The organism is Candidatus Agathobaculum pullicola, from assembly GCF_052117205.1.
Classification (GTDB): domain Bacteria; phylum Bacillota; class Clostridia; order Oscillospirales; family Butyricicoccaceae; genus Agathobaculum; species Agathobaculum pullicola.
Genome location: NZ_JBQKJP010000013.1, coordinates 36,070 through 59,806 on the forward strand (window position 1 = coordinate 36,070; position 23,737 = coordinate 59,806).

Consider the following 23,737-nt stretch of genomic DNA (forward strand, 5'->3'; position numbering starts at 1 on the left):
CCCACTTATTCGCTCAGGCCATCATCAAAATCATCCACGGCATCATCGCCATCCTCGACGGCGCTATCCAGTGCAAAGAGATCGGTATCGCCTTCCTCGGCATCGTTGATGCCAAAACCGGCAGCAGCAAATTCTTCATCCGCGCCCGAAACAGCCTGCTCCATCGGACGGATGAAATCCGCCTCGTCCTCATCGTCCTCAGCAAGTTCGATCACTTCCATATTTTCGTCGAGCACCTGAATATCCAGACACAGCGACTGAAGCTCCTTAACCAGAACCTTGAACGACTCCGGCACACCCGGCTGCGGCACGTTGTGGCCCTTAACGATTGCCTCGTAGGTCTTGACACGACCGGTAATATCGTCCGACTTAACCGTCAGGATTTCCTGCAAGGTATAGGCTGCGCCGTACGCCTCGAGGGCCCAAACTTCCATCTCACCGAAGCGCTGGCCGCCAAACTGCGCCTTACCGCCGAGCGGCTGCTGCGTAACCAACGAATACGGGCCAGTGGAACGGGCATGAATCTTATCGTCAACCAGATGGTGCAGCTTGAGGTAGTACATATAGCCGACGGTTACGCGGTTGTCAAACTTCTCACCGGTACGACCGTCGTAAACAACGCTCTTACCATCCTCATCTACACCTGCGGCAACCAAAGTTTCCTTGATATCGTCCAGCGTTGCGCCGTCGAATACCGGTGTCTCAACCTTCCAGCCGAGCTTCTTCGCCGCAAAGCCCAGATGCACTTCGAGCACCTGACCGATATTCATACGCGACGGAACGCCCAAGGGGTTCAGAACGATATCGAGCGGACGGCCATCCTCGAGGAACGGCATATCCTCCTGCGGCAGAATACGGGAAACGACACCCTTATTACCGTGACGGCCCGCCATCTTGTCGCCAACCGAAATCTTACGCTTCTGTGCAATATACACACGCACTACCATGTTGACGCCCGGGCTCAGCTCGTCGCCGTTTTCACGGGTGAACACCTTCACGTCGACCACAATGCCGCTTTCGCCATGCGGGGCACGCAGCGAGGTATCACGCACTTCGCGCGCCTTCTCACCGAAAATGGCGCGCAGCAGGCGCTCTTCCGCGGTCAGCTCGGTTTCGCCCTTGGGCGTGACCTTACCGACCAGAATGTCGCCCGCCTGCACCTCAGCGCCTACGCGGATGATGCCGCGCTCGTCAAGGTTGCGCAGTGCGTCTTCACCGACATTCGGGATATCGCGGGTAATCTCTTCCGGCCCGAGCTTGGTGTCTCGGGATTCGGATTCATATTCCTCAATGTGAATCGAGGTATAAACGTCGTCACGCACCAGACGCTCATTGAGCAGAACGGCGTCCTCGTAGTTGTAACCTTCCCATGTCATAAAGCCGATCAGTGCGTTCTTGCCGAGCGCAATCTCGCCCTTATCAGTCGAAGGACCGTCCGCCAGCACATCCCCCTTCTTGACACGCTCACCCAAATCAACGATTGGGCGCATATTGATGCAGGTGGACTGGTTGGAACGCAGGAACTTGGTCAGGTGATAGGTTTTTTCTTCACCGCTATCATACTGAACCATGACTTCGCGTGCGGTTACGCGGGTAACAACACCGTCACCCTCCGCCAGCGGAATCGTGCCGGAGTCAACCGCAGCCTTATATTCCATACCGGTTGCAACCACAGGTGCCTCGGTCTTAAGCAGCGGCACCGCCTGACGCTGCATGTTCGCGCCCATGAGCGCGCGGTTTGCGTCATCGTGATCGAGGAACGGAATAAACGCTGTCGCAACCGAAACCATCATACGGGGCGAAACGTCCATCAGGTCAACATCCTTGCGATCAACCTCAACGAACTCGTCACGCATACGGCAGGTTACACGCTCATTGAGCAGATAGCCGTCCTCATCAATCGGCTCAGTCGCCTGACAAACGATATATTCGTCCTCGACATCGGCCGTCATATACTGCACCTGATCGGTTACACGCCCATGTTCCTTGTCAATGATACGGTACGGCGCTTCAATAAATCCGAAGTCATTGATGCGCGCATAAGTCGCCAAATAAGAGATCAGACCGATATTCGGACCTTCAGGCGTCTCAATGGGGCACAGACGACCATAGTGAGAATAGTGTACGTCACGTACTTCAAAGGATGCGCGGTCACGCGACAGACCGCCGGGACCCAGCGCAGACATACGGCGCTTGTGCGTCAACTCTGCCAACGGGTTGTTCTGATCCATGAACTGCGACAGCGGAGAAGAACCAAAGAATTCCTTGATTGCCGCGGTCACAGGGCGAATGTTAATCAAGCTCTGCGGCGTTACGACATCCAGATCCTGAATGGTCATGCGCTCACGAATGACGCGCTCCATACGGCTGAAACCGATGCGGAACTGGTTCTGCAGCAACTCACCTACGCAGCGCAGACGACGATTGCCCAGATGGTCAATATCGTCGGTCGTGCCGATGCCGTGGCCAAGACCCAGCAGATAGCAAATTGATGCCAGCATATCGTCAACAATAATGGTCTTCGGAATCAGGTCGTGCATACGGGTGAGAATGGTCTTTTTCATCTCCTCGCCCGAAATACCCGAATCAATAATCTCCTTGAGAACAGAGAAGCGGACCTTTTCCTTCACACCAAGTTCTTCAGCTGAGAAACCAGTATAGTCGCTGAAATCACCGATGTCGACCATACCGTTGCCAAACACCTTAACAGCCGTACCCTCACCGGACTCAACCGTCACGTGGTTGACGCCACGACGCGACAACAGACGCGCCTTATCACGAGTCAGGACCTCATTTTCTTCCGCCAGCACCTCGCCGGTCATCGGATCAACCGCGGCGCTCAGCAGCTTATGGCCGGTAATGCGGCGGGCAATGTCCAGTTTCTTATTGTACTTATAGCGACCAACCGCAGAAATGTCATAGCGCCGCATATCAAAGAACATTGCATCCATCAGGCTGGTTGCCGACTCGACAGAGGGCGGCTCGCCCGGACGCATCTTCTTGTAAATCTCGATGAGCGCCTCATCCGAGGTATGCGCCGGATCCTTATCCAGTGTCGCGAGAATCAGCGGATCCTCACCGAACAGCTCCTTGATTTCCGCATCGGTCTTTACACCGATGGCACGGATAAAGCTCGTAATCGGAATCTTACGGTTTTTGTCGATACGGACGTAGAACACATCGTTTGCGTCGGTTTCGTACTCCAGCCATGCGCCGCGGTACGGGATAACCGTTGCCGACAGAATCATCTTGTCAGTCTTGTCGTACTCTTTACCGTAGTACACGCCGGGTGAACGAACCAGCTGAGATACGATAGCGCGCTCTGCGCCGTTGATGATGAAGGTCGCGGAATCGGTCATCTTCGGGAAATCGCCCATAAAGATTTCCTGTTCCTTGATTTCACCGGTTTCCTTGTTACGCAGACGCATGCGCACCTTCAGGGGCGAAGCGTATGTGGCGTCTCGTGCCTTGCACTCTTCTACGCTGTACTTCGGATCCTCATCCATCGAATAGTCGAGGAAGGAAAGCTCCAAATTGCCGGTGTAGTCCGTGATGGACGCGGTGTCGGCAAAAACCTCACGCAGTCCCTCATCGAGGAACCACTGATACGACTTTTTCTGCACCTCAATCAGATTGGGCATCTCCAAAATCTCATTGATGCGTGCAAAGCTCTTTCGTGTGGTTTTGCCGTGCTGTACGTCTTTCACCTTCATGTGCTTTGATCACTCCGTTTCTTTCGGCTGTGTTGGTGTTGATACGCCCGGCGGCGTTGCGAAAATATTGTTTTTGGCCTTGCATTCTCTTGCAGACCGTGCTAACATATAGTTAGGAATCGGGATTTCTTCCACGATTTTGTAAGCGTTTTATTATACCATGTTTTTCTACAATTCGTCAAGGTTATTTTGTATAAAAAGCGGACGGTTTTCACCGTCCGCTTTTTTGATTCTTACAGCACTTTGGACAAAAAATCTTTCAGACGCGGATTTTGCGGATGTTCAAAGAACGCTTTCGGCTCATTCTGCTCGACAATATTGCCGCCATCCATGAACAGCACTCGAGTACCCACTTCACGGGCAAAGCCCATTTCATGTGTCACCACGACCATGGTCATACCGTCATCCGCCAGCTCCTTCATAATCTCCAACACCTCGCCGACCATCTCCGGGTCAAGCGCCGAAGTCGGCTCGTCAAAGAGCATTACATCCGGATTCATCGCCAGCGCGCGCGCAATGGCAATACGCTGCTGCTGACCGCCGGAAAGCTGAATCGGATAGCTGTCCGCCTTGTCCGGCAACCCAACGCGTGCGAGCAGCTCCATGGCACGCTTGTCCGCTTGGGCATCCGTCATCACCTTGAGTTTAACCGGTGCGAGTTTGATGTTCTCCTTCACCGTCAGGTGCGGAAAGAGGTTAAACTGCTGGAACACCATACCCATTTTACGGCGCACCAAGTTGATATCCGTCTGCTTCGAGGTAATATTCTGCCCCTCAAAAACAATCTCACCGCTCGTCGGCTCTTCCAGCAGGTTCAGGCAGCGCAGGAAGGTTGACTTTCCCGAGCCGGACGGACCGATGATAACAACCTTTTCGCCCTTCTCAATATGCTCGTTTACGCCGATGAGAACTTTGTGAGCGCCAAAGGATTTGTGTAGATTTTTAACGCTGATCACTTGCGCGCAGCCTCCTTTCCAGAATACCGAGCAGCTTGGTCAGGATCAGTACCATGACCAAATAGATGACTGCAATCGAAAGATACGGCATCCAAGGCGCATAGGTACGGCTCTGTACAATCATTGCGCCCTTGGTCAAATCCATCAGACCGATAACCGTACAAATTGAAGTCTCCTTCAGCAGCGTAATGAGTTCATTGCCCAACGCCGGCAGGATGTTCTTGATCGCCTGCGGGATGATGACATAACGCATCGTGGCCGCATAATTCAGCCCCAGCGACCTGCCTGCCTCCATCTGTCCCTTATTGATCGACATAATACCGGAACGCACAATCTCCGCCACATAAGCACCAGAATTGACGCCAAAGGAGATAATAGCCGCCGCAATCATATTTTGCGAAGAACCGAAAATGATAAAATACATAATCAGGAGCTGCACCGTGCTGGGCGTACCGCGAATGACTGTCAGGTACACCTTACAAACAAGGTTGCCCAGCCCAAGCAGTATGCCGCCCAGACCGCGCCAATGCACACGCTGCGAATCATATGCCGAGCGAATGATTGCAATACATACACCAATTACAACACCGAGAATCAGCGCGCCGACCGTAACCTCCAGCGTTGTGCCAAGACCCTTGGCAAAATAGATGTACCACCGGTCGCCCTCAATAAAGGTCTGATAAAACTGCTCCTGAAACCATTGGATAAATTCTGACACCGGCACAATCCCCCTTTTTATTTATGAAAATGCGCAGAGGGGGCGGCCATTGCAGGCCGTCCCCACAGCTTGTTTGCTCACTTAGTCCGCCGTGATATACTTATCAATGATCGACTGTACGGTACCGTCTGCAATCAGTTCACCCAGTGCAGCATCAACCGCATCCTTAAGCGCAGTATTATCCTTGGCAAACGCGATTGCATAATCCTCTTCCGCATAGGCGGTATCCAGAATCTTCAGCCCCTCGTTTGCTTCCACATACTTCTGCGCCGGTGCGTTATCGATAACAACGCAGTCAATCTTGCCCTGCGTCAGCGCCATGATAGCGTCCGTACCCTTGCTGTAACGGCTCATCGCATCTTCGCCGAAGTCATCGGTGCAGTACAGGTCGCCTGTAGTACCCTGCTGCACGCCAATCTTCTTACCTGCCAGATCGTCCGGAGAAGCAATGTCGGAGCCTTCCGGAACAATGATGGACTGCACGCCGGTTGCATAGGTCTGCGAGAAGTTCACATTCTTCTCACGATCCGGAGTAACCGTCATGCCCGCCATACCCATGTCCGCCTTGCCGGAAGAAACCGCGGTGATAATCGAATCAAACTCCATATCGGAAATGGCAAAGCTCAAACCGAGCTTATCCGCAATTGCCTTGCCTACCTCAGCGTCGATACCGACAATCTCTTCGCCCTCGTAGTACTCATACGGCTCAAAGAACGCATTGGTTGCCATGGTCAGCGTGCCGTCCACAGCCAGCTTGTAATCCGCACCGGTTTGGGCTGCATTGCTCTCGTCCTGACCATTATCCGTAGTCTGTGTCTGTGCATTGTTGCCGCCGCATCCGGTCAGCAGCATCGAGCCTGCCAAAAGCATGCTCAGCATCGCAATAGAAAACTTTTTCATTGTCTTCTCTCCTCCTAATTGCCGGCCTTGTGGACCGGACATTTCAAACAAGATTCATTATACATGGGCCTGTTTAAAAATTCAACCTCTAAATCAGCAAAAACCCAACAAATATCACATCGCTTTTCGTCATATCCACAACAAATTTGCACTGTGACCTTTTTCAGCCGCTTCGCATAGCTTGACAATACCTTATTTTGTAGGAGGTCATTTCCATGCGTTACCATACATATCCTCTCCCATCCATGCCATCGTCCGTCAGACATCCGCACGGTACAACCGCCACCGCCGAATCTCTTTCGGGCGTTATCTCCATCTATGACAAGCCCTCCCCCCACGCAGCAATCGTCGGCAGCGTGCCGTGCGGCGCGCAGCTCATGGTGCTCGGCCGTCAAGCGAATTGGCATGCTGTACGCTACGGCCCGTGTCAGGGCTTTGTTTCCGGCGATACTATTGTGCTGAATTACTAATTTGCACTGTCTTTCAGGCGAAAACATCTGTCTTTCCGTTCGGATTTCTCCTTGCGTTCAGTCCCTATAAACAGTATAATAGATGTGTTCGATGCGATAAACGCAAGGAGGTACGAAATTTAGTGTATCAGATTTTGAAAAAGCAGACGCTGAACGCGAACACCAAGCTGATGGTGATTGACGCGCCGCATGTGGCACGCAAGGCTGAACCGGGCCAATTCATCATTCTGCGCGTCAGCGAGGATGGAGAGCGTATCCCTCTCACAATTGCGGAGTATGACCGTGAGACGGGTGCGGTCACAATTATTTTTCAGGAGGTCGGCGCAACCACTATTGCGCTGGGCGCTCTGAACGAGGGCGACTGCCTGCACGACTTTGTCGGCCCACTGGGCAAGGCAAGCGAGCTGGAAGGCCTGAAGAAGGTTGCCGTAGTTGGCGGCGGTCTGGGCTGCGCAATCGCCTATCCGCAGGCGAAGAAGCTGCACGAAATGGGCTGTGAGGTCGACCTGATCGCAGGCTTCCGCAACAAGGATATCATTATTCTGGAGGACGAGATGCGAGCTGCCTCCACCAATTTGTATATTGTGACGGACGATGGCTCGAACGGCCGCAAGGCGCTTGTTACCGAGGTGCTCAAAGAACTGATTGACGCAGGTAACCAGTATGACGCCGTCATCGCCATCGGCCCGATGATCATGATGAAGTTCGTTGCTGAGACCACCCGCCCCTACGGCATCAAAACTATCGTTTCCATGAACACCATTATGGTAGACGGCACCGGCATGTGCGGCTGCTGCCGCCTGACAGTCGGCGGCGAAACCAAATTCGCCTGCGTTGACGGTCCGGACTTTGACGGCCATCTTGTCGATTTTGACAGCGCAATGCGCCGCAGTGCGATGTACAAGGCACAGGAAAAGCAGGCGGTAGAGCGCCGCGAGGCACACTGCAACCTGTTCAAGATGGAGGTCAAGTAACAATGGCGAATATGAATCCAAACAAAGTACCCATGCCCGAGCAGGCGCCGAACGTACGCAATAAGAATTTCGATGAAGTGACGCTCGGCTATACGCCGGAAATGGCGATTGAAGAAGCGCAGCGCTGCCTCAATTGCAAGCATAAGCCCTGCATCTCCGGCTGCCCGGTACAGGTTAAAATCCCCGAATTTATCGCGCTGGTCGCCGAGGGCAAGTTTCTCAAGGCTGCCGCTAAAATCAAAGAGACCTCTGCCCTTCCGGCCGTATGCGGTCGTGTGTGTCCGCAGGAGACGCAGTGTGAGCAGAAGTGCGTGCGCGGCATCAAGGGCGAAGCGGTCGCTATCGGTCGCTTGGAACGCTTTGTCGCAGACTATGCGCGTGAACACGGTGAAGAAAAAGCAGCAAAGCCGGCTCCCAATGGTCATAAGTGTGCAATTATCGGCGCTGGCCCTGCAGGTCTAACCTGCGCGGGCGATCTGGCGCGCATGGGCTATCAAGTGACCGTATTTGAGGCACTGCACATCGCAGGCGGCGTGTTGATGTACGGTATTCCAGAATTCCGTCTGCCTAAGGAGATTGTACAGAAGGAAATCGACACGCTTAAAGACCTTGGCGTTGAGTTTGTGCTGAACTTTGTAGTCGGTCGTTCTGAGACCATCGACGAACTGTTTGAGGATGGCTATGAAGCGATTTTTGTCGGTTCGGGTGCCGGCCTGCCGACCTTTATGGGTGTGCCGGGTGAGAACGCCAACGGTGTGTATTCCGCTAACGAATATCTGACTCGCATCAACCTGATGAAAGCCTATCAGAACGACGCTGAAACCCCGATTTTCCACGCGCGCAAGATTGCAGTCGTGGGCGGCGGTAACGTCGCAATGGATGCGGCCCGTTGTGCCAAGCGCATGGGGGCAGATGATGTTTACATCGTTTACCGCCGTTCTGAAAATGAATTGCCCGCGCGTTTGGAAGAAATTCATCACGCCAAGGAAGAAGGCGTTGTGTTCAAGTTCCTGACCGCACCGCTCGAAGTGCTGGTGGATGAAAACTACAATGTAACCGGCCTGAAGTGCCAGCAGATGGAGCTGGGCGAGCCGGATGAATCCGGCCGCCGCCGTCCGGTACCGGTTGAGGGCAGTGAGTTCACACTGGATCTGGACTGTGTCATCGCAGCAATCGGCACCACACCCAATCCGCTGATCCGTCACACTACGCCTGGTCTGGACACCAACCGCAAGGGCTGCATCATTGCAGACGATGAGCACGGTATCACGTCTAAGGAAGGCGTATTTGCTGGCGGCGACGCTGTTACCGGTGCAGCAACCGTTATCCTCGCCATGGGCGCTGGCAAGCGCGCTGCCGCAGCGATGGATGAATACATCAAGAGTAAGCAGTAAACTCTAACATAAGCACCCTGTCGGTCGATGGGGTGCTTATTCACATAGACAAAACCGTCGGGCAGCAAGGACTTTCTCCTGCTGCCCGACGGTTTTGTCTTTTTCCAATAGCTTTAACGAGTCTCTTCCATCTCTCCGGTCAGAACTGCCTGAAGCTCCGCATTATCTTGTGAAAACTCAACACGCAATGTCTGCGATGCAATGCGCCCGTTCTGCACAGTCTGCACCAGCACAGCGTCTCCTGCCTGCTCTAACACAATACCGGCCTGCGGCAACGCCCACAAGCATCCCTCATACTGAGCAGGCAGATCAGCAAACGAGAATGTCCAATCGCTCCCCGACCGAGTCAATGTATCCACATAAGCCAGCGGCACCACATCATATCCATGCAACAGCGCGGCGCGGATATCGCCTGTTTGCTCCGCTGCATCCATAGAATAACTCTGCGAATATGCGTCCACGCTTGACGCCTCCAAAGTAATATTGCCTTCGGCAATCGCCGTGCCGTCTACACGGTTTACTGTAGTATAGTCCTCTGTCCGCACGGTCAGGCTTTGCTTTCCTTCCTCCGACAGCATCGCCTCTAATCCGCCGCGCACAGAAAACTGCCCCAATGTCACCATATTTTCGGTCGCCACACGATACTGCGCATAAGTGCTGAACAATGTCTGATACGGTTTTGCCGTCTGCGCGTCCACTGCACCATGTTCGACCAACTGTTCCAGCAGTGTTTGCTCCTCGCCCTTTGGAGTCAATGAAAGCGCAGTATAGCTTGCAGCCGCAACATCGTCACGCAGAAAATCCTCTATGTCGATAACTGCTGCTTCATACAACCCAATTTGCTGCGCAAAGTTGTCCACATCCGCATAGACAAAATCCCCGTCCGCCTCGGTATATCCGAGCGCACGCAGGACGAATGCTGCATACATTTGCGCGGTGCAAGGCGCGTTCGGCGCAAAAGCCGTTTCCGATACGCCCGTGGTTGCCCCAATATCATATAGATACTGCACATAAGGCTTTTCCCAATTCTGCAAATCGGTGAACGGCGCGGAATATTCCAGCGTCAATGCGTTCTGTTCTTCTCCCAGCAAGCGCACCAGCATTGCTGCCGCCTCACCACGCGTTGGCACGCGATCCAACTCATATCCCTGCGTGGTTCCCTGAAACAACCCAAGATTCTTCAGATGATCGGCACACGCGGTATAATCCGCGGCGGCAGCCGAAATCACCAACGAGCTGGCCAGCAATGTTCCTGCCAATACAGTACGAAACCACTGTTTCATTTTCATACGCTCCTTAAATCACTTCGATATGATATATCTTATCATAGATTCGTGTTTTTTCCAACAGGAAACGGACATACTACCCAAAAAGAAAGGGTGTGTCCATATTGACCAACATGCAAAAATGCGGCGTAATCGGAGTCGGCTTTGTCGGTGCTACCTGCGCCTATACTTTAGCAGTTTCCGGATTGTTCTCGGAAGTCGTTCTGGTAGACATGAATCACAGAAAGGCGGAAGGTGAAGCCGCCGATATCAACCATGGCGTTTCCTTTGCAAAACCATGCTTTGTGCGCGCCGGCAAATATGCTGACCTTGCGGAATGTGGGCTAATCATCATCGCAGCTGGTGCCAATCAAAAGCCCGGTGAGACACGAATAGAATTGCTCAACCGCAACCGCGTAATCCTATCCTCCATCATGGAACAGCTGACCGCAGTCAATCAAAACGCGGTATTGCTCATTGTCTCCAATCCAGTAGATGTGCTTACCTGCATGGCGCAGCAGCTTTCCGGTCTCCCGGCCGGACATGTCATCGGCTCGGGCACGGTATTGGATACCGCGCGTCTCAAATATCTCGTGGGTCAGAAACTCGGTGTAGACAGCCGCAACGTGCATGCTTTCATCATCGGTGAGCATGGCGACAGCGAACTTGCTGTCTGGTCCAGCGCCAATATTTCCGGCGTCGATCTGGATGACTACTGCCGTATCACCGGCATCACGAACCCCACCTCTATGCTGCGTCAAATTTATGAGGACGTGCGTGACGCCGCCTATGCCATTATCGAAAGCAAGGGTGCCACTTATTACGGCATCGGCATGGCGGTGCGCCGTATTGCGGAAGCTATTGTCCGCGACGAACATTCCGTGCTTCCCGTTTCCTCGATGATTCAAGGTCACTACGGCGTTGACGGCATCTGTCTCGGCCTGCCGTCTATCGTGGGAAAAAACGGCGTGGAAGCCGTGCTGGATATTCCGTTATCCGCCGATGAACTTGGGAAGCTGCAAAGCTCCGCACAAAAAATGAAAGCCCTCATAAAACAACTACACTAAAAAAACCGGAACGGATCTTCCGTTCCGGTTTTTCTTTCATAGCTATCACAGCTTAAGCCGCAGGTTCATCCACGCCGCCGATCAGTGCAGTCGTGCCGCCGATGATATCAACGTAAGTATCCAGGTCGCTCGGCAGAGCGATCTGAACGCTGTCACCCAATCCGTTTACCGCGCAATCCATCGTCATACTGAGAGCCATGCTCTGGCCTTCTGCAGTCATTGACATCTTCATAGCCAAGTTCATATTCTTAATATCGCCATTGGAAATGGTAACCTTGGAGGAAATATCTTCGAAATTGATCTGCGCATCCATGGTGCTCATATCCATACCCATGTTTGCCAGAACAGAATTGACCAGCGCATTCATCCCCGAGGAAGAGTAGGTAACCGTCATGTCGCTGCCGGATTGGTCAATCGCTTCGATCAGGCAAAGCGGCTCGGAAGACTGCATGCCGGTCAAATTGCCCATTTGCGCCATCACATCTTCCACCGACATATTCATTTTGAACTTCTGGTCGCCCATGTTGACGTAGTACACGCCATCTGTGTAATAATACGCAATATCCTGATTGATGGTAGCCGGCGCTCCCTGCTCGACCATCGATTCATTCATATTAATCTTTACCGTGCCGGTCATCGCAATCTTGGACTGGTCCATATTTTCCGGATTGGCATCCACCTTCATGTTAAGCGGCATTGTCAAATCCATGATCTTGGTATCGCCCATCGACACATCCGCCGCAATATTTGCAGTCATATCCATTTTCGCTGCATCATTCATCTTGTAGGATGCGTCCGTATAGGACGCATAGCGGTCAAAAAACGTCAGCAGACCGCTTGCTTTATTCGCGTCAACCGCTCCGTCGTCTACCAGCTTTTGCAGAAGTACGGCGTTCTCATCGCCCTTCACCGGCGTATCCAGCGCCGTCAGGCTCATGGCCGCAACATGATCGCGCAGGAAGTTATCCTGATTGCAGTTTGCGTAATCTACCAAGCCGAGCGATTCGCCAAAGGATATTGCCTGCGCATAAGTGAAGTCACCGCCCGCTGTATCGCTGTAGCCCAGGGCGCGAAGCAGGAACGTCGTATACATCTGCGCAGAGCAGCCCTGTTCCGGCTCAAATGTGGTCGCAGTTGCACCTGTGGTCAGACCGTTATCATACAAATACTGTACATACGGCTTCTCCCAACCGGCAAGATCGGTAAACGGTGCAGTATAATCCAGCGTTTTCGCTTCCTCTTCCTTACCCAGCAGGCGGACGAGCATAGTTGCCGCTTCCGCACGGGTCGGCGCCCGATCCAGTTCATAGCCCTGCGCTGTGCCTTGGAACAAGCCCAGATCCTTAAGCTGATCCGCACAATGGTCAAAACTTGCAGCCCCTGCGGTTGCTGTCAAGCCGATAGCCGCAACCGCTGCGACCACAGCAATCCTGAACTTACTTTTCATAGAGTTTCCTCCTTTTATTGACAGTGGAATACACTGTAGTTTGCTTTATTCTATCATTTTGAACGGACAAAGTAAATAGGCTCTCGCAAGAATACACCGTATAAAACTATAAAATTACAACACAAAAGAGAGACACTTTTTGCAGCATCTCTCTTCATCAAGTACGCATGCTATCCTCTACGCATAGATTACTCCACGCGAAGTTTTTCGATTGCTGTCTCGTCCGGCGTTACATAGGCGGTCTGATAGACATGATAAATCACCATCCCCGGTTTTGCACCCGTCGGCTTCTTTACCTGCCGCACCGGCGTATAATCCACCGGTACCCGAGAGGAGTGCCGTGCCTTGGAGTGATACGCCGCAATCATCGCAGCCTCGGTCATCGCTCGATCCGTCGGTTCCCGTCCATCCGTGACCAAAATCACGTGTGAACCGTGAATTTTTTGCGTATGAAACCAGATATCACTCTTAAACGCAGTTTTAAGCGTAAGCAAATCATTTTGCAGGTTATTCTTCCCGGCAAACACCTCAAAACCGTCGCTCGTACGATAGTGGAAAGGCTTGGCCTGCACAGGCTTGGCACGCAGCTTTTTGTTGCGCGTCTGCTTGCTGGAGAGAATACCCGTCTGTGTCAGTTCCTCGCGCAGCTGGGATAGGTCGCGTTCGCTTTCCGCCTCTCCCAACGCGACCAAGACGCTTTCCAGATAGTCCAAATCAGCCTTACCCTGCTCAATCTGCTGTGTCAATACGCTCTCCGCTGTTTTCGCCTTATTATACAGCTTGAAATACCGCTGCGCATTTTGCTGCGGTGTCAGGCGCACATCCAGCTCAATCTCCACCTCTGGACAATCCTCGGCGTAGTAATCCACCACAGTCGCCTTGTTCATGCCTTTTTCCAGCTGGTATAGATTTGCAGTAATCAGATCGCCCATGTGTTTATACTGCTCGCGGTTCTGCGTCGCGTCCAGTTCCTTCTTCTGCGCTGCCAGTTTGCGCGCCAGACGGTCACGTGCATTGGTAACCGTCTTATGCAGGTCAGACGAACGGCGCGCCATACGCTCAATTTTTCCCTTTTTCTCATAAAACGCCGCAAGCAACGCAGAAAAGCTATCCTCCTGTGAAACAGCCATTAAACCTTCATACTGCGTCACCGGCAGAAAGGTGAAATCAAATACCGCATCGTTTTCTACTTTGGTAAGCAAAAACGGTTTCCACCGTTTTTCCTGTATATATGTGATGAAGTCATCGTACACCTGCACCAAATGTTCCTGCTGGGCAGATGACAACATCCCGATCCGTGCCGCAGCATCGCCGGTCGCGCGATAACTTAGCTCCCGGCACAACAGCGGCGAAAAGCCTAAAAGCTGACCGAGCAGAAAACGATCCAGCGTCTGTTCTCCATCTGCCTGCATCACCGCAGCGGCCAGCCCCGTACCGGACAACGTAAACGGATCATGCTTATCCTGCGCAGGCGGCATACGATAAAACAAGCCGGGCAACACCTGCCGTTTGCCGGACAAATCTCCGTCGATACGGCGCATGGCATCAATAATACGATTGTCCTCACCGCATAAAATAACATTCGAGTGTTTTCCCATCAGTTCGCAGATCAGGTGCTTTTTGCAGGGCACACCCATTTCATCGGTGGTGTCCAGCTCAATCGTCAGCATGCGCTCGACCGACGGCTGCACAATCGCCGCAATCTTCGCGCCCTGCACGTGCTTGCGCAGCAGCATGCAGAACATCGGCGGTGCCGCCGGATTTTCACGCGCCGCGTCAATAAAGTGCACGCGCGCCGCACCGGCTGCAATAGAAATCAACAGGCGCTTTGCGCCGCCCTGCCCTCTCGTTTGCAGTACGATCTCATCGCGGTCGGGCTGATAGACTTTTTCCACACGGCAGCCCGCCAGCGTATCATTTAATTCATGTGTCACTGCCCCAAGGCAAATGGCATCTAATGGCATATTAAACCTTCCTTAAACAAATTGGATACAGTCGGCATGGCATTCGGAAACCATGGTCCGCACCTGCGGGAACGCACCTACAATCTGCTCGGCAAAAACGGCAGCAATCGGGTTTTCCGTCGGAAAATGTCCCGCGTCGACCAGCGTCAGCCCCAACGACTGTGCACGCTGCATCAAATCATAGCTGCAATCTCCGATGACGAACGCATCTGCGCCCTTTGCCAGCGCATCATCCATCATCTTACCGCAAGCACCACCGCCAACTGCGACGCGGTGAATGGCATGACCGCCATCACAGAATCGAACGCCGCCCGCACGCAGGCACTCTTTTACATAGACGGCAAATTCCCGCGGCTGCATTTCGCGTGGCAAATCTCCCACACGACCAAGCATACGATTGTCCCCTCCTTCCATGTTGATCACATTGGTCAGAAACAATGCAGCCGCCAGCGCATCATTGACGCCCCCCCACGCACTATCCGCATTGGTATGCATGCAGATGAGCGCAATATCGTGCTTGATTGCCGCGCGCAATATGCGACCGGTCGAATCGTCCGTTGTCACACGGCTAACCGAGGTGAAGATGGCCGGATGATGCGCCACAATCAGCTGCGCACCATACTCCACCGCCTCGTCCACTACCTGCTCAGTGATATCCAGCGCACACAGCGCCGCAGTGACCGTCTGATGACGGTCGCCGCATAGCAGCCCTACATTATCCCAATGCTCTGCCAGCTCCGGCGGCGCAAAGCCCTCCAAAAATGTTAAGATTTCCTGTACCGTACTCATCGCAATCCCTCCAATGCCTGTTTTATTTCCAAAACCAGACGGCGCTGTGCATCCACACGCGCTTTGTCCATTTCGCTTGCCCGCTGCATGCCTTCCAACGCACGGTTTTCGCGCATCAGCAATGCCTGTAAATATTCCTTCGCTCCATCTGCGCGCAGTAAAGCAGGCGAAAATGCGCACTGCCACAATGGCAACTGCTTGCTCTCTGCACCACCGCGGACCGACAGCACCACATACTGTCGCCGGTCCTCTCGGCACAGTGTTTCACGCTCGATGACGTAGCCATGCGCCCATAGCCATTGCCGCAGCTCATAGACCATTGTCATCGGCTGCAATAACAGCAAATGCTCTCCCCGTTCACACCAGGGCGCAGCCGCCAATATTTCCGCGATAGTCTGTCCTCCCATTCCGGCAATGCTGACCGTATCACATTCCTGTGGCTGCACAGCATCCAGACCCGCAGCCAGCCGCAGAGACAGGGACACTCCGTGTTCCGACGCATTACGCGCGGCATGTGCCAGCGGACCCTCACCAATATCCGAACCAATCGCGGCAGCAATTCTTCCTGCCAACAGTAAGGACACCGGCAGTTTGCCATGATCCGTGCCGATATCCGCAAGTCTTGCCCCCTGCGGGACAAGCGATGCCAGACAAGCGAGCCGCGGCGTTAAAACCATACTTTCCATACTTCACCCAAAAAAAACAGAGCCGGCGTTTGCCGGCCCGGTTTTGCTCTTATTCACCCAGAAAAGCGTTCAGCTTCGCAACCAGCTCATCTGCATTGGTGCCGTGTACCATGCAGGCTTCCTCAATGCTCTCACCTTGAGAAGCGGGGCAGCCGAGACAGTGCATACCAATTTCCATGAAAAACTTTGCCGTATCCAGATTGCGGTTGAGCACTTCGCCAATCGTGGTCTTTTTTGTAATCGCAGCCATGATAGACCTCCATATATTTTTATTAGTTATCAGTATACCGCAAAAATACACATATTTCAATCACAAATCTAAAAAAAACACCATTTTCTGATAGGCTCAGCAGATACACAAAGGGTGTCCGGCAATACGGCCGGACACCCTTCTGTCAACTATTTTCAGCCCTGCTCGCGCATCTTCGCGAAGCACTCGCTGCAATATACCGGACGGTCAGACTTGGGTTCAAACGGAACACGAGCCTCGCCGCCGCAAGCAGCACAGGTAGCGGTGAAGTACTCACGCGGGCCACGAGCCGCATTCTTGCGCGCATCACGGCAGGTCTTGCAGCGCTGCGGCTCATTCTGGAAGCCGCGCTCTGCGTAGAACTCCTGCTCGCCTGCAGTGAACACAAATTCCTTACCGCATTCCTTGCATACTAAAGTCTTGTCTTCGTACATGGTTTTTACCTCTCTTTGATACCGTTCCCTCGGGAAACTGAAATTATATTGCGCACAGGCCTTCCCGCCTGCAAACGCCTATTGGGGTTTGATAGCTGCCGATTTTCGCTTAATGCGCTGGATGGCATTATCCACAGACTTGATCGGTTTTTGCAGTGCTTCCGACATCTCCTCATAGGATAAGCCGTCCAGAAACAATGTCAAAACCCTCGCCTCAAATTCAGACAACAGCGAGTAGAGCCGACGAATCAACTCCTCCCTTTCCTCGTTGCCGATCACCAGCGATTCTGGATCACCAATCGGTGCCGTAACCCGGGTGTGCGATTCCGCAAGGTCCTCAAACAGAGGTCGATCGATTGACACAGAACGGTTGAGCGGATCATGCTTGAGTGAAGAGGCAGCGCGCACCGCGGAAAAAATTTTCCGCATCACGCACAGCTTTGCAAAGGCTCCGAACGGTGCCCCCTTTGACTCATCATATTCACGCATTGCTTTCATCAGCCCAAGCATTCCCTCCTGCATCAAATCCTCTGCATCCGCCCCCACCAGAAAATAAGGACGCGCACAGGTTTTCACCAGACGGGTATATCGTTTGACCAAGTCCTCCGCCGCCGAACCGTCTCCCTGCTGTGCCATACGGCATAGTGTCTCATCGGACAACGGCGCGAATGAAAGCATTTTGTAACCATTTCTCATGTCAAGACTCATTATATGCGATACTTCTGGAAATGTCAAGAAATTTTTGTTAATTCTACTGTTTTGCCCCAAAATAACCGATTCATTTTTGTGATGATTGCCTAATCTCCCTGTATTTATTCAACCGTGACTGATTTTGCCAAATTTCGGGGCTTATCGACATCGCAATTTCGCTCCACCGCAACATAGTATGCCAAAAGCTGCATCGGAATAATCGAAAGCGAAGCAGAAAATTCGTACAGACACTTCGGCAAGCGGATAATATGCTGGCAAACCGATTCGTCCCCGGTAAAATCGTCAGTCGTCACAAGCACAACCACAGCACCGCGGGACACAACCTCGCGAATATTGGAAACGGTTTTTTCAAACAGTGCCGGCTGCGTCGCCAGCGCGACAACCAGCGTCCCTTGCTCAATCAGAGAAATTGTGCCGTGCTTCAACTCACCCGCCGCATACGCTTCCGAATGAATATACGAAATCTCCTTGAGCTTGAGCGATGCTTCAAGCGCTGCCGCATAGTCCAACCCTCGTCCCAGAAAGAACACGCTCGGCCGGTTGGCGTACAATGTAGCGATGCGCTGCATATCCTCTTGACACGCAAGTGCCTTCTCAATACAGTCAGGCAGGCGCTGCAGTTCCGCGCACAATGCTCGCTCATCGCCAATGGAAATCAGGCCACGCGTACGGGCGATTTTCACGGAAATCAGATACAGTGCGGATAACTGCGCGGAATACGCCTTGGTCGTTGCAACCGAAATTTCCGGCCCCGCCCAAGTGTACAGCACACCGTCCGCTTCGCGCGCGATGGTAGACGATATAACATTGACGATTGCAACCGTAAACGCCCCCGCCTGCTTTGCCATGCGCATAGCCGCAAGCGTATCCGCGGTCTCACCCGATTGGCTGATGACAATGCACAAATCTTTTTTACCAATAATCGGATTCTCATATCGAAATTCGGAAGCGACCTCCGCAGTGCAGCGGATACGGCACATTGCCTCAATCACACGCTTTCCCACCATACCTGCGTGCAGCGCCGAACCACAGCCAACGATGTGGATATTTTCAATATCCCGCAGGCGCTCATCGGTCAAACCGTTATCTTCAAACACAACTGCATTGTTCTGGATACGCGGCTTAACAGTGTCAGCTACCGCCTTGGGCTGCTCCATAATCTCCTTGAGCATGAAATGCTGATAGCCGCCCTTTTCTGCAGCAGACATATCCCAGCTCACGGTCTGCACAGCTTTTTCCACTGCGTCGCCAAACTCGTTCATCACAACAACGCTATCCGGTCGAACAATGGCCACTTCGTTGTCATCCAGAATAATATAATTCTTGGTGCGTCCGATAATCGCAGTGATATCGGACGCAATCATATTCTCACCATCTCCCACACCGATAATAAGCGGATTATCGCGCCGTGCTGCAACGATTTCCTCCGGATTATCCATCGACACTACACCCAGTGCATACGATCCACGAATACGCTGCACCGCAGCCAATACAGTTTTGGCCAAATCCTCTTGCTTACCCGTGTGCAGATAATCCACCAGATGCGCAACCGTCTCGGTATCTGTCTCCGACTGGAAGGTATAGCCGTGCGCCTCCAGCCGCTCGCGCAGCTCCTTATAATTCTCAATAATACCGTTGTGGACAACCGCCACCTTGCCCATGCCGTCGCGTCCGCCCAAATGGGGATGCGAGTTACGATCGGACGGCTCACCATGCGTTGCCCAACGGGTGTGTCCGATACCGCAGGTGCAATACAAGTCACCCTCCTCACGGATTTTTTCCTCCAGATTGGCAATTCGGCCGCGTGTTTTAACCACACGCAAACCATCCTTTGTGAACGCTGCGATACCTGCAGAGTCATACCCGCGGTACTCCAAGCTATATAAACCCTTAATCAAAATCGGCAGCGCATTTTCGCGCCCCGTAAAACCGACAATTCCACACATAAAAGAAAATCCTCCAAAAAAGAAGCTGAATTTTTAAAAAAAGGTATAAAAATAGTGCGTAATGCAGAACTGCTCTGTCCGCACAGTCACCCGCACGTTTTAACAGTCTACTCACGACCAACCCACTCATGGCCGAAGGGCACCCGCCGAAGCCTTCGATTAACCCTTTCCTCGTCAACTGCGATACAGGCTGCACCGCAGTTCTGGCGCTTTATCCGCTATTCACTTGTCGCCATATGCTCTCACCTTCCTTCAAACAAACAAGGTGGATGCAAAAACCACATCCACCCCTGTTGGCTCTTTTCTATTATACGACAGACTCGATGACCTTGGCAACCCTTTTTGCCAAAGTATCCACCTGATCGCTGTCCTTTCCTTCCACCATCACGCGAACCAATGCTTCTGTACCGGAGGGGCGCACCAGAATGCGGCCGTTTCCAGCCAGTTCCGCTGATGCCTCATCAATCGCTGCTTTAACCTCCGGCAGTTCCTGCAAGGTGGCTTTTTTTTCATTGGGCACCTTGACGTTAATCATCAACTGCGGCCACGGTACGACTTCTGCCGCGATTTCTGAACACTTCTTGCCGCTCGCCTTGAGGATTGACATAAACTGCAATGCTGTCAGCTCACCATCGCCCGTTGAAGCATATTCCAGAAAAATCACATGGCCGGACTGCTCACCACCCAGAATATAACCCTTTTGCAGCATCATTTCCAGCACATAACGGTCACCCACGTTGGAGCACTCAATACGCATGCCGTTCTTTTCCGCATAGGCATGCAAGCCCATATTGGACAGAACGGTTGCCACAAACGCGCCGCCGCGCAGCTTTCCTTCTTTCTTCATATGCGCTGCACATACCGCCATGATTCGATCGCCGTCCAACTCCTCGCCCGTCTCATCGACAATCAGACAACGATCCGCATCGCCGTCAAAGGCAACACCCAAGTCAAAATCTCCGTTGCGTACACGCTTTTTCAGTTGTTCCAAATGGGTGGAACCGCAATTATCGTTGATGTTGATACCGTCCGGCTCATAGAACCGGATTTCCGCCTTGCATTCGACAAGGCGCATCAGACGCTCAACCGTGGTCGAAGATGCACCGTTGGCACAGTCTACCGCCACACGCACCCCAGACAGATCGCCCTTGATGCTTTCCGCCAGATGGTCGGTATACTCCACCACCGGATCGATCTTGCTTTTGAGCACGCGGCCTAATTTATCATGAGTCATCTTCGGAATAGATTCAAAATCGTCGATCAGATCTTCAATCTTCGCCTCGATTGCATCAGGCAGCTTATAGCCATTGCCTGCAAAGATCTTGATGCCGTTGTACTCGAAAGAGTTATGGCTTGCCGAAATAACGATACCCGCATCCGCCTTATGCTTGATAGTCAGGAAAGCCACCGCTGGTGTTGGAATAACGCCGAGCAACTCCACATCCGCGCCAACCGAACAAATGCCGGCCACCAGCGCGTTCTCCAGCATATCCGAGGAAATGCGCGTATCCTTTCCGATCAGCAGCTTGGCCTTACCAGTATGCGTTGCCTCCTGCGTCAGTACGTAAGCCGCCGCAGCGCCGATCTTGAAGGCCAGCAGTGCGTCCAACTCCAGATTTGCCACACCGCGAACACCGTCTGTTCCGAAATATTTACCCAATATCAAACACCCAACTTTCTTATTTTAAGCGGCGGCTTCACAGCATCTGCTGCCCGTCCGTCGGTTCCATATTCATATGACGATACGCCTGCACTGTAACGCATCGTCCACGCGGAGTGCGGCTGAGAAAGCCAATCTGCATCAGATACGGCTCGTAAACATCCTCCAGCGTAATTGCTTCCTCGCCAATCGTCGCGGCCAGCGTATCCAATCCAACCGGGCCTCCCCCGTAATTAAGCATAATGCTTTTGAGCATCCGCCGATCCACGTTGTCCAGCCCAAGCTCATCAATTTCAAGCGCACGCAGCGCCATGTCCGCGCTGGCTTTATCAATCGTGCCTGTGCCGCGCACCTGCGCAAAATCACGCACTCGACGCAGCAGACGATTGGCAATACGCGGTGTTCCGCGGCTGCGGCGTGCGATTTCAAAGGCGCCCTCATACTCACACGGCACATTCAGGATGCCGGCCGAACGCTCTACAATCTGGCAAAGCTCATCCGGCGAATATAACTCCAAACGAAGCATAACGCCGAAGCGGTCGCGCAAAGGACTGGTCATCTGTCCTGCGCGCGTCGTCGCGCCGATAAGCGTAAAGCGTGGCAGATCGATGCGAATCGAGCGGGCCGACGGCCCCTTGCCAATGATAATATCGAGCGCGTAATCCTCCATCGCGGGATAGAGAATTTCCTCTACCGCCCGGTCAAGGCGATGAATCTCATCGATAAACAAAATATCATTTTCCGAAAGATTTGTCAATAAAGCCGCCAAATCTCCCGCTTTTTCGATTGCCGGACCGCTCGTAACGCGGATATTGACACCCATCTCACTGGCGATAATGCCCGCCAGCGTCGTCTTACCAAGGCCGGGCGGGCCATACAGCAACGTATGGTCGAGCGATTCCCCACGCATCTTCGCCGCTTCAATATATACGCTTAAATTTTCCTTCGCCTTGGTCTGCCCGACATAATCTGCCATGGTTTTCGGACGCAGGGAATTTTCGGTCTCATCCTCGGAAAGCTGCCGCGTAGAAATGATACGCTCGTCGTCCGCCATCCCGCCGGAAAATTCTATACTCAAAGGAACACTCCCTTACTGTTTGACCAGCTTTTTCAGGCACTGACGGATGATTTCCTCTGCCGCCATCTGCGCGGTATCCAGCCCTTCCATCGCGTGCAGTGCCTCTGCCTGGCTGTATCCCAGCACCATTAATGCAGCTACCGCCTCCTGTGTATGGTTAACGCCGCCGGAAGTGGCTGTCGCGGCCATTGGGGAAGCCGCTGATGCAGTTTCCAACTGCTCCTTGCTCATTTTATCCCGCAACTCAAGCACAATGCGCTGGGCAATTTTCTTGCCGATACCCGGGGCCTGCATCAGCATCTTTTCGTCCCCGGTGATGATAGACAAAGCCAGCCTGTCCGGCGGTGCGACCGACAAAATGGACAGCGCTGCCTTCGGCCCGACACCGGACACGCCGAGCATCATCTTAAAGCATGATTGTTCTTCCTCATCGATGAAGCCATATAGTTCAAAAATATCCTCACGCACATTCAAATAGGTGAGCAGGCGCGCATGCGCGCCGATTTTCAGCTTGCCAATTGTGTTTTGCGACGCATGGCAGGCATAACCTACGCCACCGCAATCAATTACAGCAAGGCCCTGTTCGAGCACGGTAACCGTACCATCTACATAATAAAACATTTACAGCAAACCCTCATATCGCATTGCCTGTCTGGAATGACCATGGCAAATAGCCAGAGCAAGCGCATCCGCTGCGTCGTCCGGCCGCGGCAACTTGGTCAGATGCAGAATATTTTTAGTCATCTCCATCATCTGTTTTTTCTCCGCATTTCCATAGCCAACCACGGCCATTTTCACCTGATTCGGCGTATAAGAAACCGGATGCAGGCCTTTCTGCGCCAGTGCCAACAGGATGACTCCGCGCGCCTGCGCAACCTGAATACCGGTTGTGATGTTTTTGGAAAAGAACAGTTCCTCTATGGCAACTTCGTCCGGATGAAAGGTATCCACCAGCGTCCCAATATCATCATATATCTCACACAAGCGCAGATGCATCGGCATACCGGGTTTGGTAGTTGCCGCGCCATATTGTACAGGCGTAAATTTCATATTGTCAAACCGTACCACACCGTAACCTATGGTGCCGTACCCCGGATCGATGCCAAGAATCGTCATAAACGCAAACCTCTGCTCTATAACTAAGATATTTTACCATAAATCTACGTAGTATGCAACCTGATTTGCCATATGAGGCATTCTCCCATTGTAGGAGTACAATACATCTTGGACAGTTGAATAAAAAAGGGATGAAGGATAAGGCCTCATCGGTTAAAGTTGAGTTGCTACACTTAACTTGACGAGAGGGGGCCATATC

The 23,737-nt window shown here is 52.7% G+C and carries 21 protein-coding genes; 4 read left to right on the forward strand and 17 right to left on the reverse strand.

The window, feature by feature from the left end; genetic code table 11:
• Nucleotides 1–5 precede the first annotated feature (5 nt).
• The 4 genes from rpoB to ACTQ3V_RS06670 all read right to left on the reverse strand — a co-directional run bounded on the left by rpoB (nt 6) and on the right by ACTQ3V_RS06670 (nt 6,287).
• Nucleotides 6–3,713, reverse strand: coding sequence for a DNA-directed RNA polymerase subunit beta (gene rpoB / locus ACTQ3V_RS06655; RefSeq protein ID WP_441466817.1), 3,708 nt, complete (start codon nt 3,711–3,713; stop codon nt 6–8).
• A 233-nt stretch (nt 3,714–3,946) separates the two neighbouring features.
• Nucleotides 3,947–4,669 (reverse strand): amino acid ABC transporter ATP-binding protein, encoded by a 723-nt coding sequence (locus ACTQ3V_RS06660; protein WP_441466818.1) that lies wholly within the window; start codon nt 4,667–4,669, stop codon nt 3,947–3,949.
• Entirely contained in the window at nt 4,656–5,387 is a 732-nt protein-coding gene (locus tag ACTQ3V_RS06665) for an amino acid ABC transporter permease (protein WP_441466819.1), read from the reverse strand. The genes ACTQ3V_RS06660 and ACTQ3V_RS06665 overlap by 14 nt, the downstream gene beginning before the upstream one ends.
• An 81-nt stretch (nt 5,388–5,468) precedes the next feature.
• Nucleotides 5,469–6,287, reverse strand: coding sequence for an ABC transporter substrate-binding protein (locus ACTQ3V_RS06670; protein ID WP_441466820.1), 819 nt, complete (start codon nt 6,285–6,287; stop codon nt 5,469–5,471).
• A 215-nt stretch (nt 6,288–6,502) separates the two neighbouring features.
• Between ACTQ3V_RS06670 and ACTQ3V_RS06675 the strand changes: the two genes are divergently transcribed.
• The 3 genes from ACTQ3V_RS06675 to gltA all read left to right on the forward strand — a co-directional run bounded on the left by ACTQ3V_RS06675 (nt 6,503) and on the right by gltA (nt 9,125).
• Nucleotides 6,503–6,757 carry an SH3 domain-containing protein gene (locus ACTQ3V_RS06675; protein ID WP_441466821.1) on the forward strand — a complete coding sequence of 85 codons (255 nt, stop codon included), beginning with the start codon at nt 6,503–6,505 and terminating at the stop codon, nt 6,755–6,757.
• Nucleotides 6,758–6,879: 122 nt separating this feature from the next.
• The gene (locus tag ACTQ3V_RS06680; RefSeq protein ID WP_441466822.1) at nt 6,880–7,731 is read left to right on the forward strand and encodes a sulfide/dihydroorotate dehydrogenase-like FAD/NAD-binding protein; all 852 of its coding nucleotides are present in this window, start codon (nt 6,880–6,882) and stop codon (nt 7,729–7,731) included.
• A 2-nt stretch (nt 7,732–7,733) separates the two neighbouring features.
• Nucleotides 7,734–9,125: an NADPH-dependent glutamate synthase gene (gene gltA, locus ACTQ3V_RS06685; RefSeq protein WP_441466823.1), complete on the forward strand. Its 1,392-nt coding sequence runs from the start codon at nt 7,734–7,736 to the stop codon at nt 9,123–9,125.
• A 113-nt stretch (nt 9,126–9,238) separates the two neighbouring features.
• Here the strand turns inward: gltA and ACTQ3V_RS06690 are convergent, their stop codons facing one another.
• Complete coding sequence (locus ACTQ3V_RS06690; protein WP_441466824.1) at nt 9,239–10,408, reverse strand: S-layer homology domain-containing protein; 1,170 nt, start codon at nt 10,406–10,408, stop codon at nt 9,239–9,241.
• A 116-nt stretch (nt 10,409–10,524) separates the two neighbouring features.
• Between ACTQ3V_RS06690 and ACTQ3V_RS06695 the strand changes: the two genes are divergently transcribed.
• Nucleotides 10,525–11,457 carry an L-lactate dehydrogenase gene (locus ACTQ3V_RS06695; RefSeq protein WP_441466836.1) on the forward strand — a complete coding sequence of 311 codons (933 nt, stop codon included), beginning with the start codon at nt 10,525–10,527 and terminating at the stop codon, nt 11,455–11,457.
• 52 nt (nt 11,458–11,509) lie between these two features.
• On the opposite strand, the gene ACTQ3V_RS06700 is transcribed toward ACTQ3V_RS06695, so the two are convergent.
• The 12 genes from ACTQ3V_RS06700 to ruvC form a co-directional block, all read right to left on the reverse strand.
• A complete protein-coding gene (locus ACTQ3V_RS06700) occupies nt 11,510–12,904 on the reverse strand; it encodes an S-layer homology domain-containing protein (RefSeq protein ID WP_441466825.1) in 1,395 nt (464 codons plus the stop codon).
• A gap of 188 nt (nt 12,905–13,092) precedes the next feature.
• A complete protein-coding gene (locus ACTQ3V_RS06705; protein WP_441466826.1) occupies nt 13,093–14,868 on the reverse strand; it encodes an Rqc2 family fibronectin-binding protein in 1,776 nt (591 codons plus the stop codon).
• Nucleotides 14,869–14,880: 12 nt separating this feature from the next.
• Nucleotides 14,881–15,657: a Nif3-like dinuclear metal center hexameric protein gene (locus ACTQ3V_RS06710; RefSeq protein ID WP_441466827.1), complete on the reverse strand. Its 777-nt coding sequence runs from the start codon at nt 15,655–15,657 to the stop codon at nt 14,881–14,883.
• Complete coding sequence (locus tag ACTQ3V_RS06715) at nt 15,654–16,343, reverse strand: tRNA (adenine(22)-N(1))-methyltransferase (RefSeq protein WP_441466828.1); 690 nt, start codon at nt 16,341–16,343, stop codon at nt 15,654–15,656. Before ACTQ3V_RS06715 ends, ACTQ3V_RS06710 begins: the two co-directional genes overlap by 4 nt.
• A 49-nt stretch (nt 16,344–16,392) precedes the next feature.
• Entirely contained in the window at nt 16,393–16,593 is a 201-nt protein-coding gene (locus tag ACTQ3V_RS06720; RefSeq protein WP_125114563.1) for a DUF1858 domain-containing protein, read from the reverse strand.
• 155 nt (nt 16,594–16,748) lie between these two features.
• Nucleotides 16,749–17,027 (reverse strand): zinc-ribbon domain containing protein, encoded by a 279-nt coding sequence (locus ACTQ3V_RS06725; RefSeq protein ID WP_441466829.1) that lies wholly within the window; start codon nt 17,025–17,027, stop codon nt 16,749–16,751.
• 78 nt (nt 17,028–17,105) lie between these two features.
• The gene (locus tag ACTQ3V_RS06730; protein ID WP_441466830.1) at nt 17,106–17,723 is read right to left on the reverse strand and encodes a sigma-70 family RNA polymerase sigma factor; all 618 of its coding nucleotides are present in this window, start codon (nt 17,721–17,723) and stop codon (nt 17,106–17,108) included.
• 116 nt (nt 17,724–17,839) lie between these two features.
• On the reverse strand, nt 17,840–19,684 hold the full coding sequence (gene glmS, locus ACTQ3V_RS06735; protein ID WP_441466831.1) for a glutamine--fructose-6-phosphate transaminase (isomerizing): 1,845 nt from the start codon (nt 19,682–19,684) through the stop codon (nt 17,840–17,842).
• A gap of 307 nt (nt 19,685–19,991) precedes the next feature.
• Complete coding sequence (gene glmM, locus ACTQ3V_RS06740; protein WP_441466832.1) at nt 19,992–21,344, reverse strand: phosphoglucosamine mutase; 1,353 nt, start codon at nt 21,342–21,344, stop codon at nt 19,992–19,994.
• A 37-nt stretch (nt 21,345–21,381) separates the two neighbouring features.
• A complete protein-coding gene (gene ruvB, locus ACTQ3V_RS06745) occupies nt 21,382–22,422 on the reverse strand; it encodes a Holliday junction branch migration DNA helicase RuvB (RefSeq protein WP_441466833.1) in 1,041 nt (346 codons plus the stop codon).
• Nucleotides 22,423–22,434: 12 nt separating this feature from the next.
• Entirely contained in the window at nt 22,435–23,043 is a 609-nt protein-coding gene (gene ruvA, locus ACTQ3V_RS06750; protein WP_441466834.1) for a Holliday junction branch migration protein RuvA, read from the reverse strand.
• Entirely contained in the window at nt 23,044–23,538 is a 495-nt protein-coding gene (gene ruvC, locus ACTQ3V_RS06755; RefSeq protein ID WP_441466835.1) for a crossover junction endodeoxyribonuclease RuvC, read from the reverse strand.
• Nucleotides 23,539–23,737 lie beyond the last annotated feature (199 nt).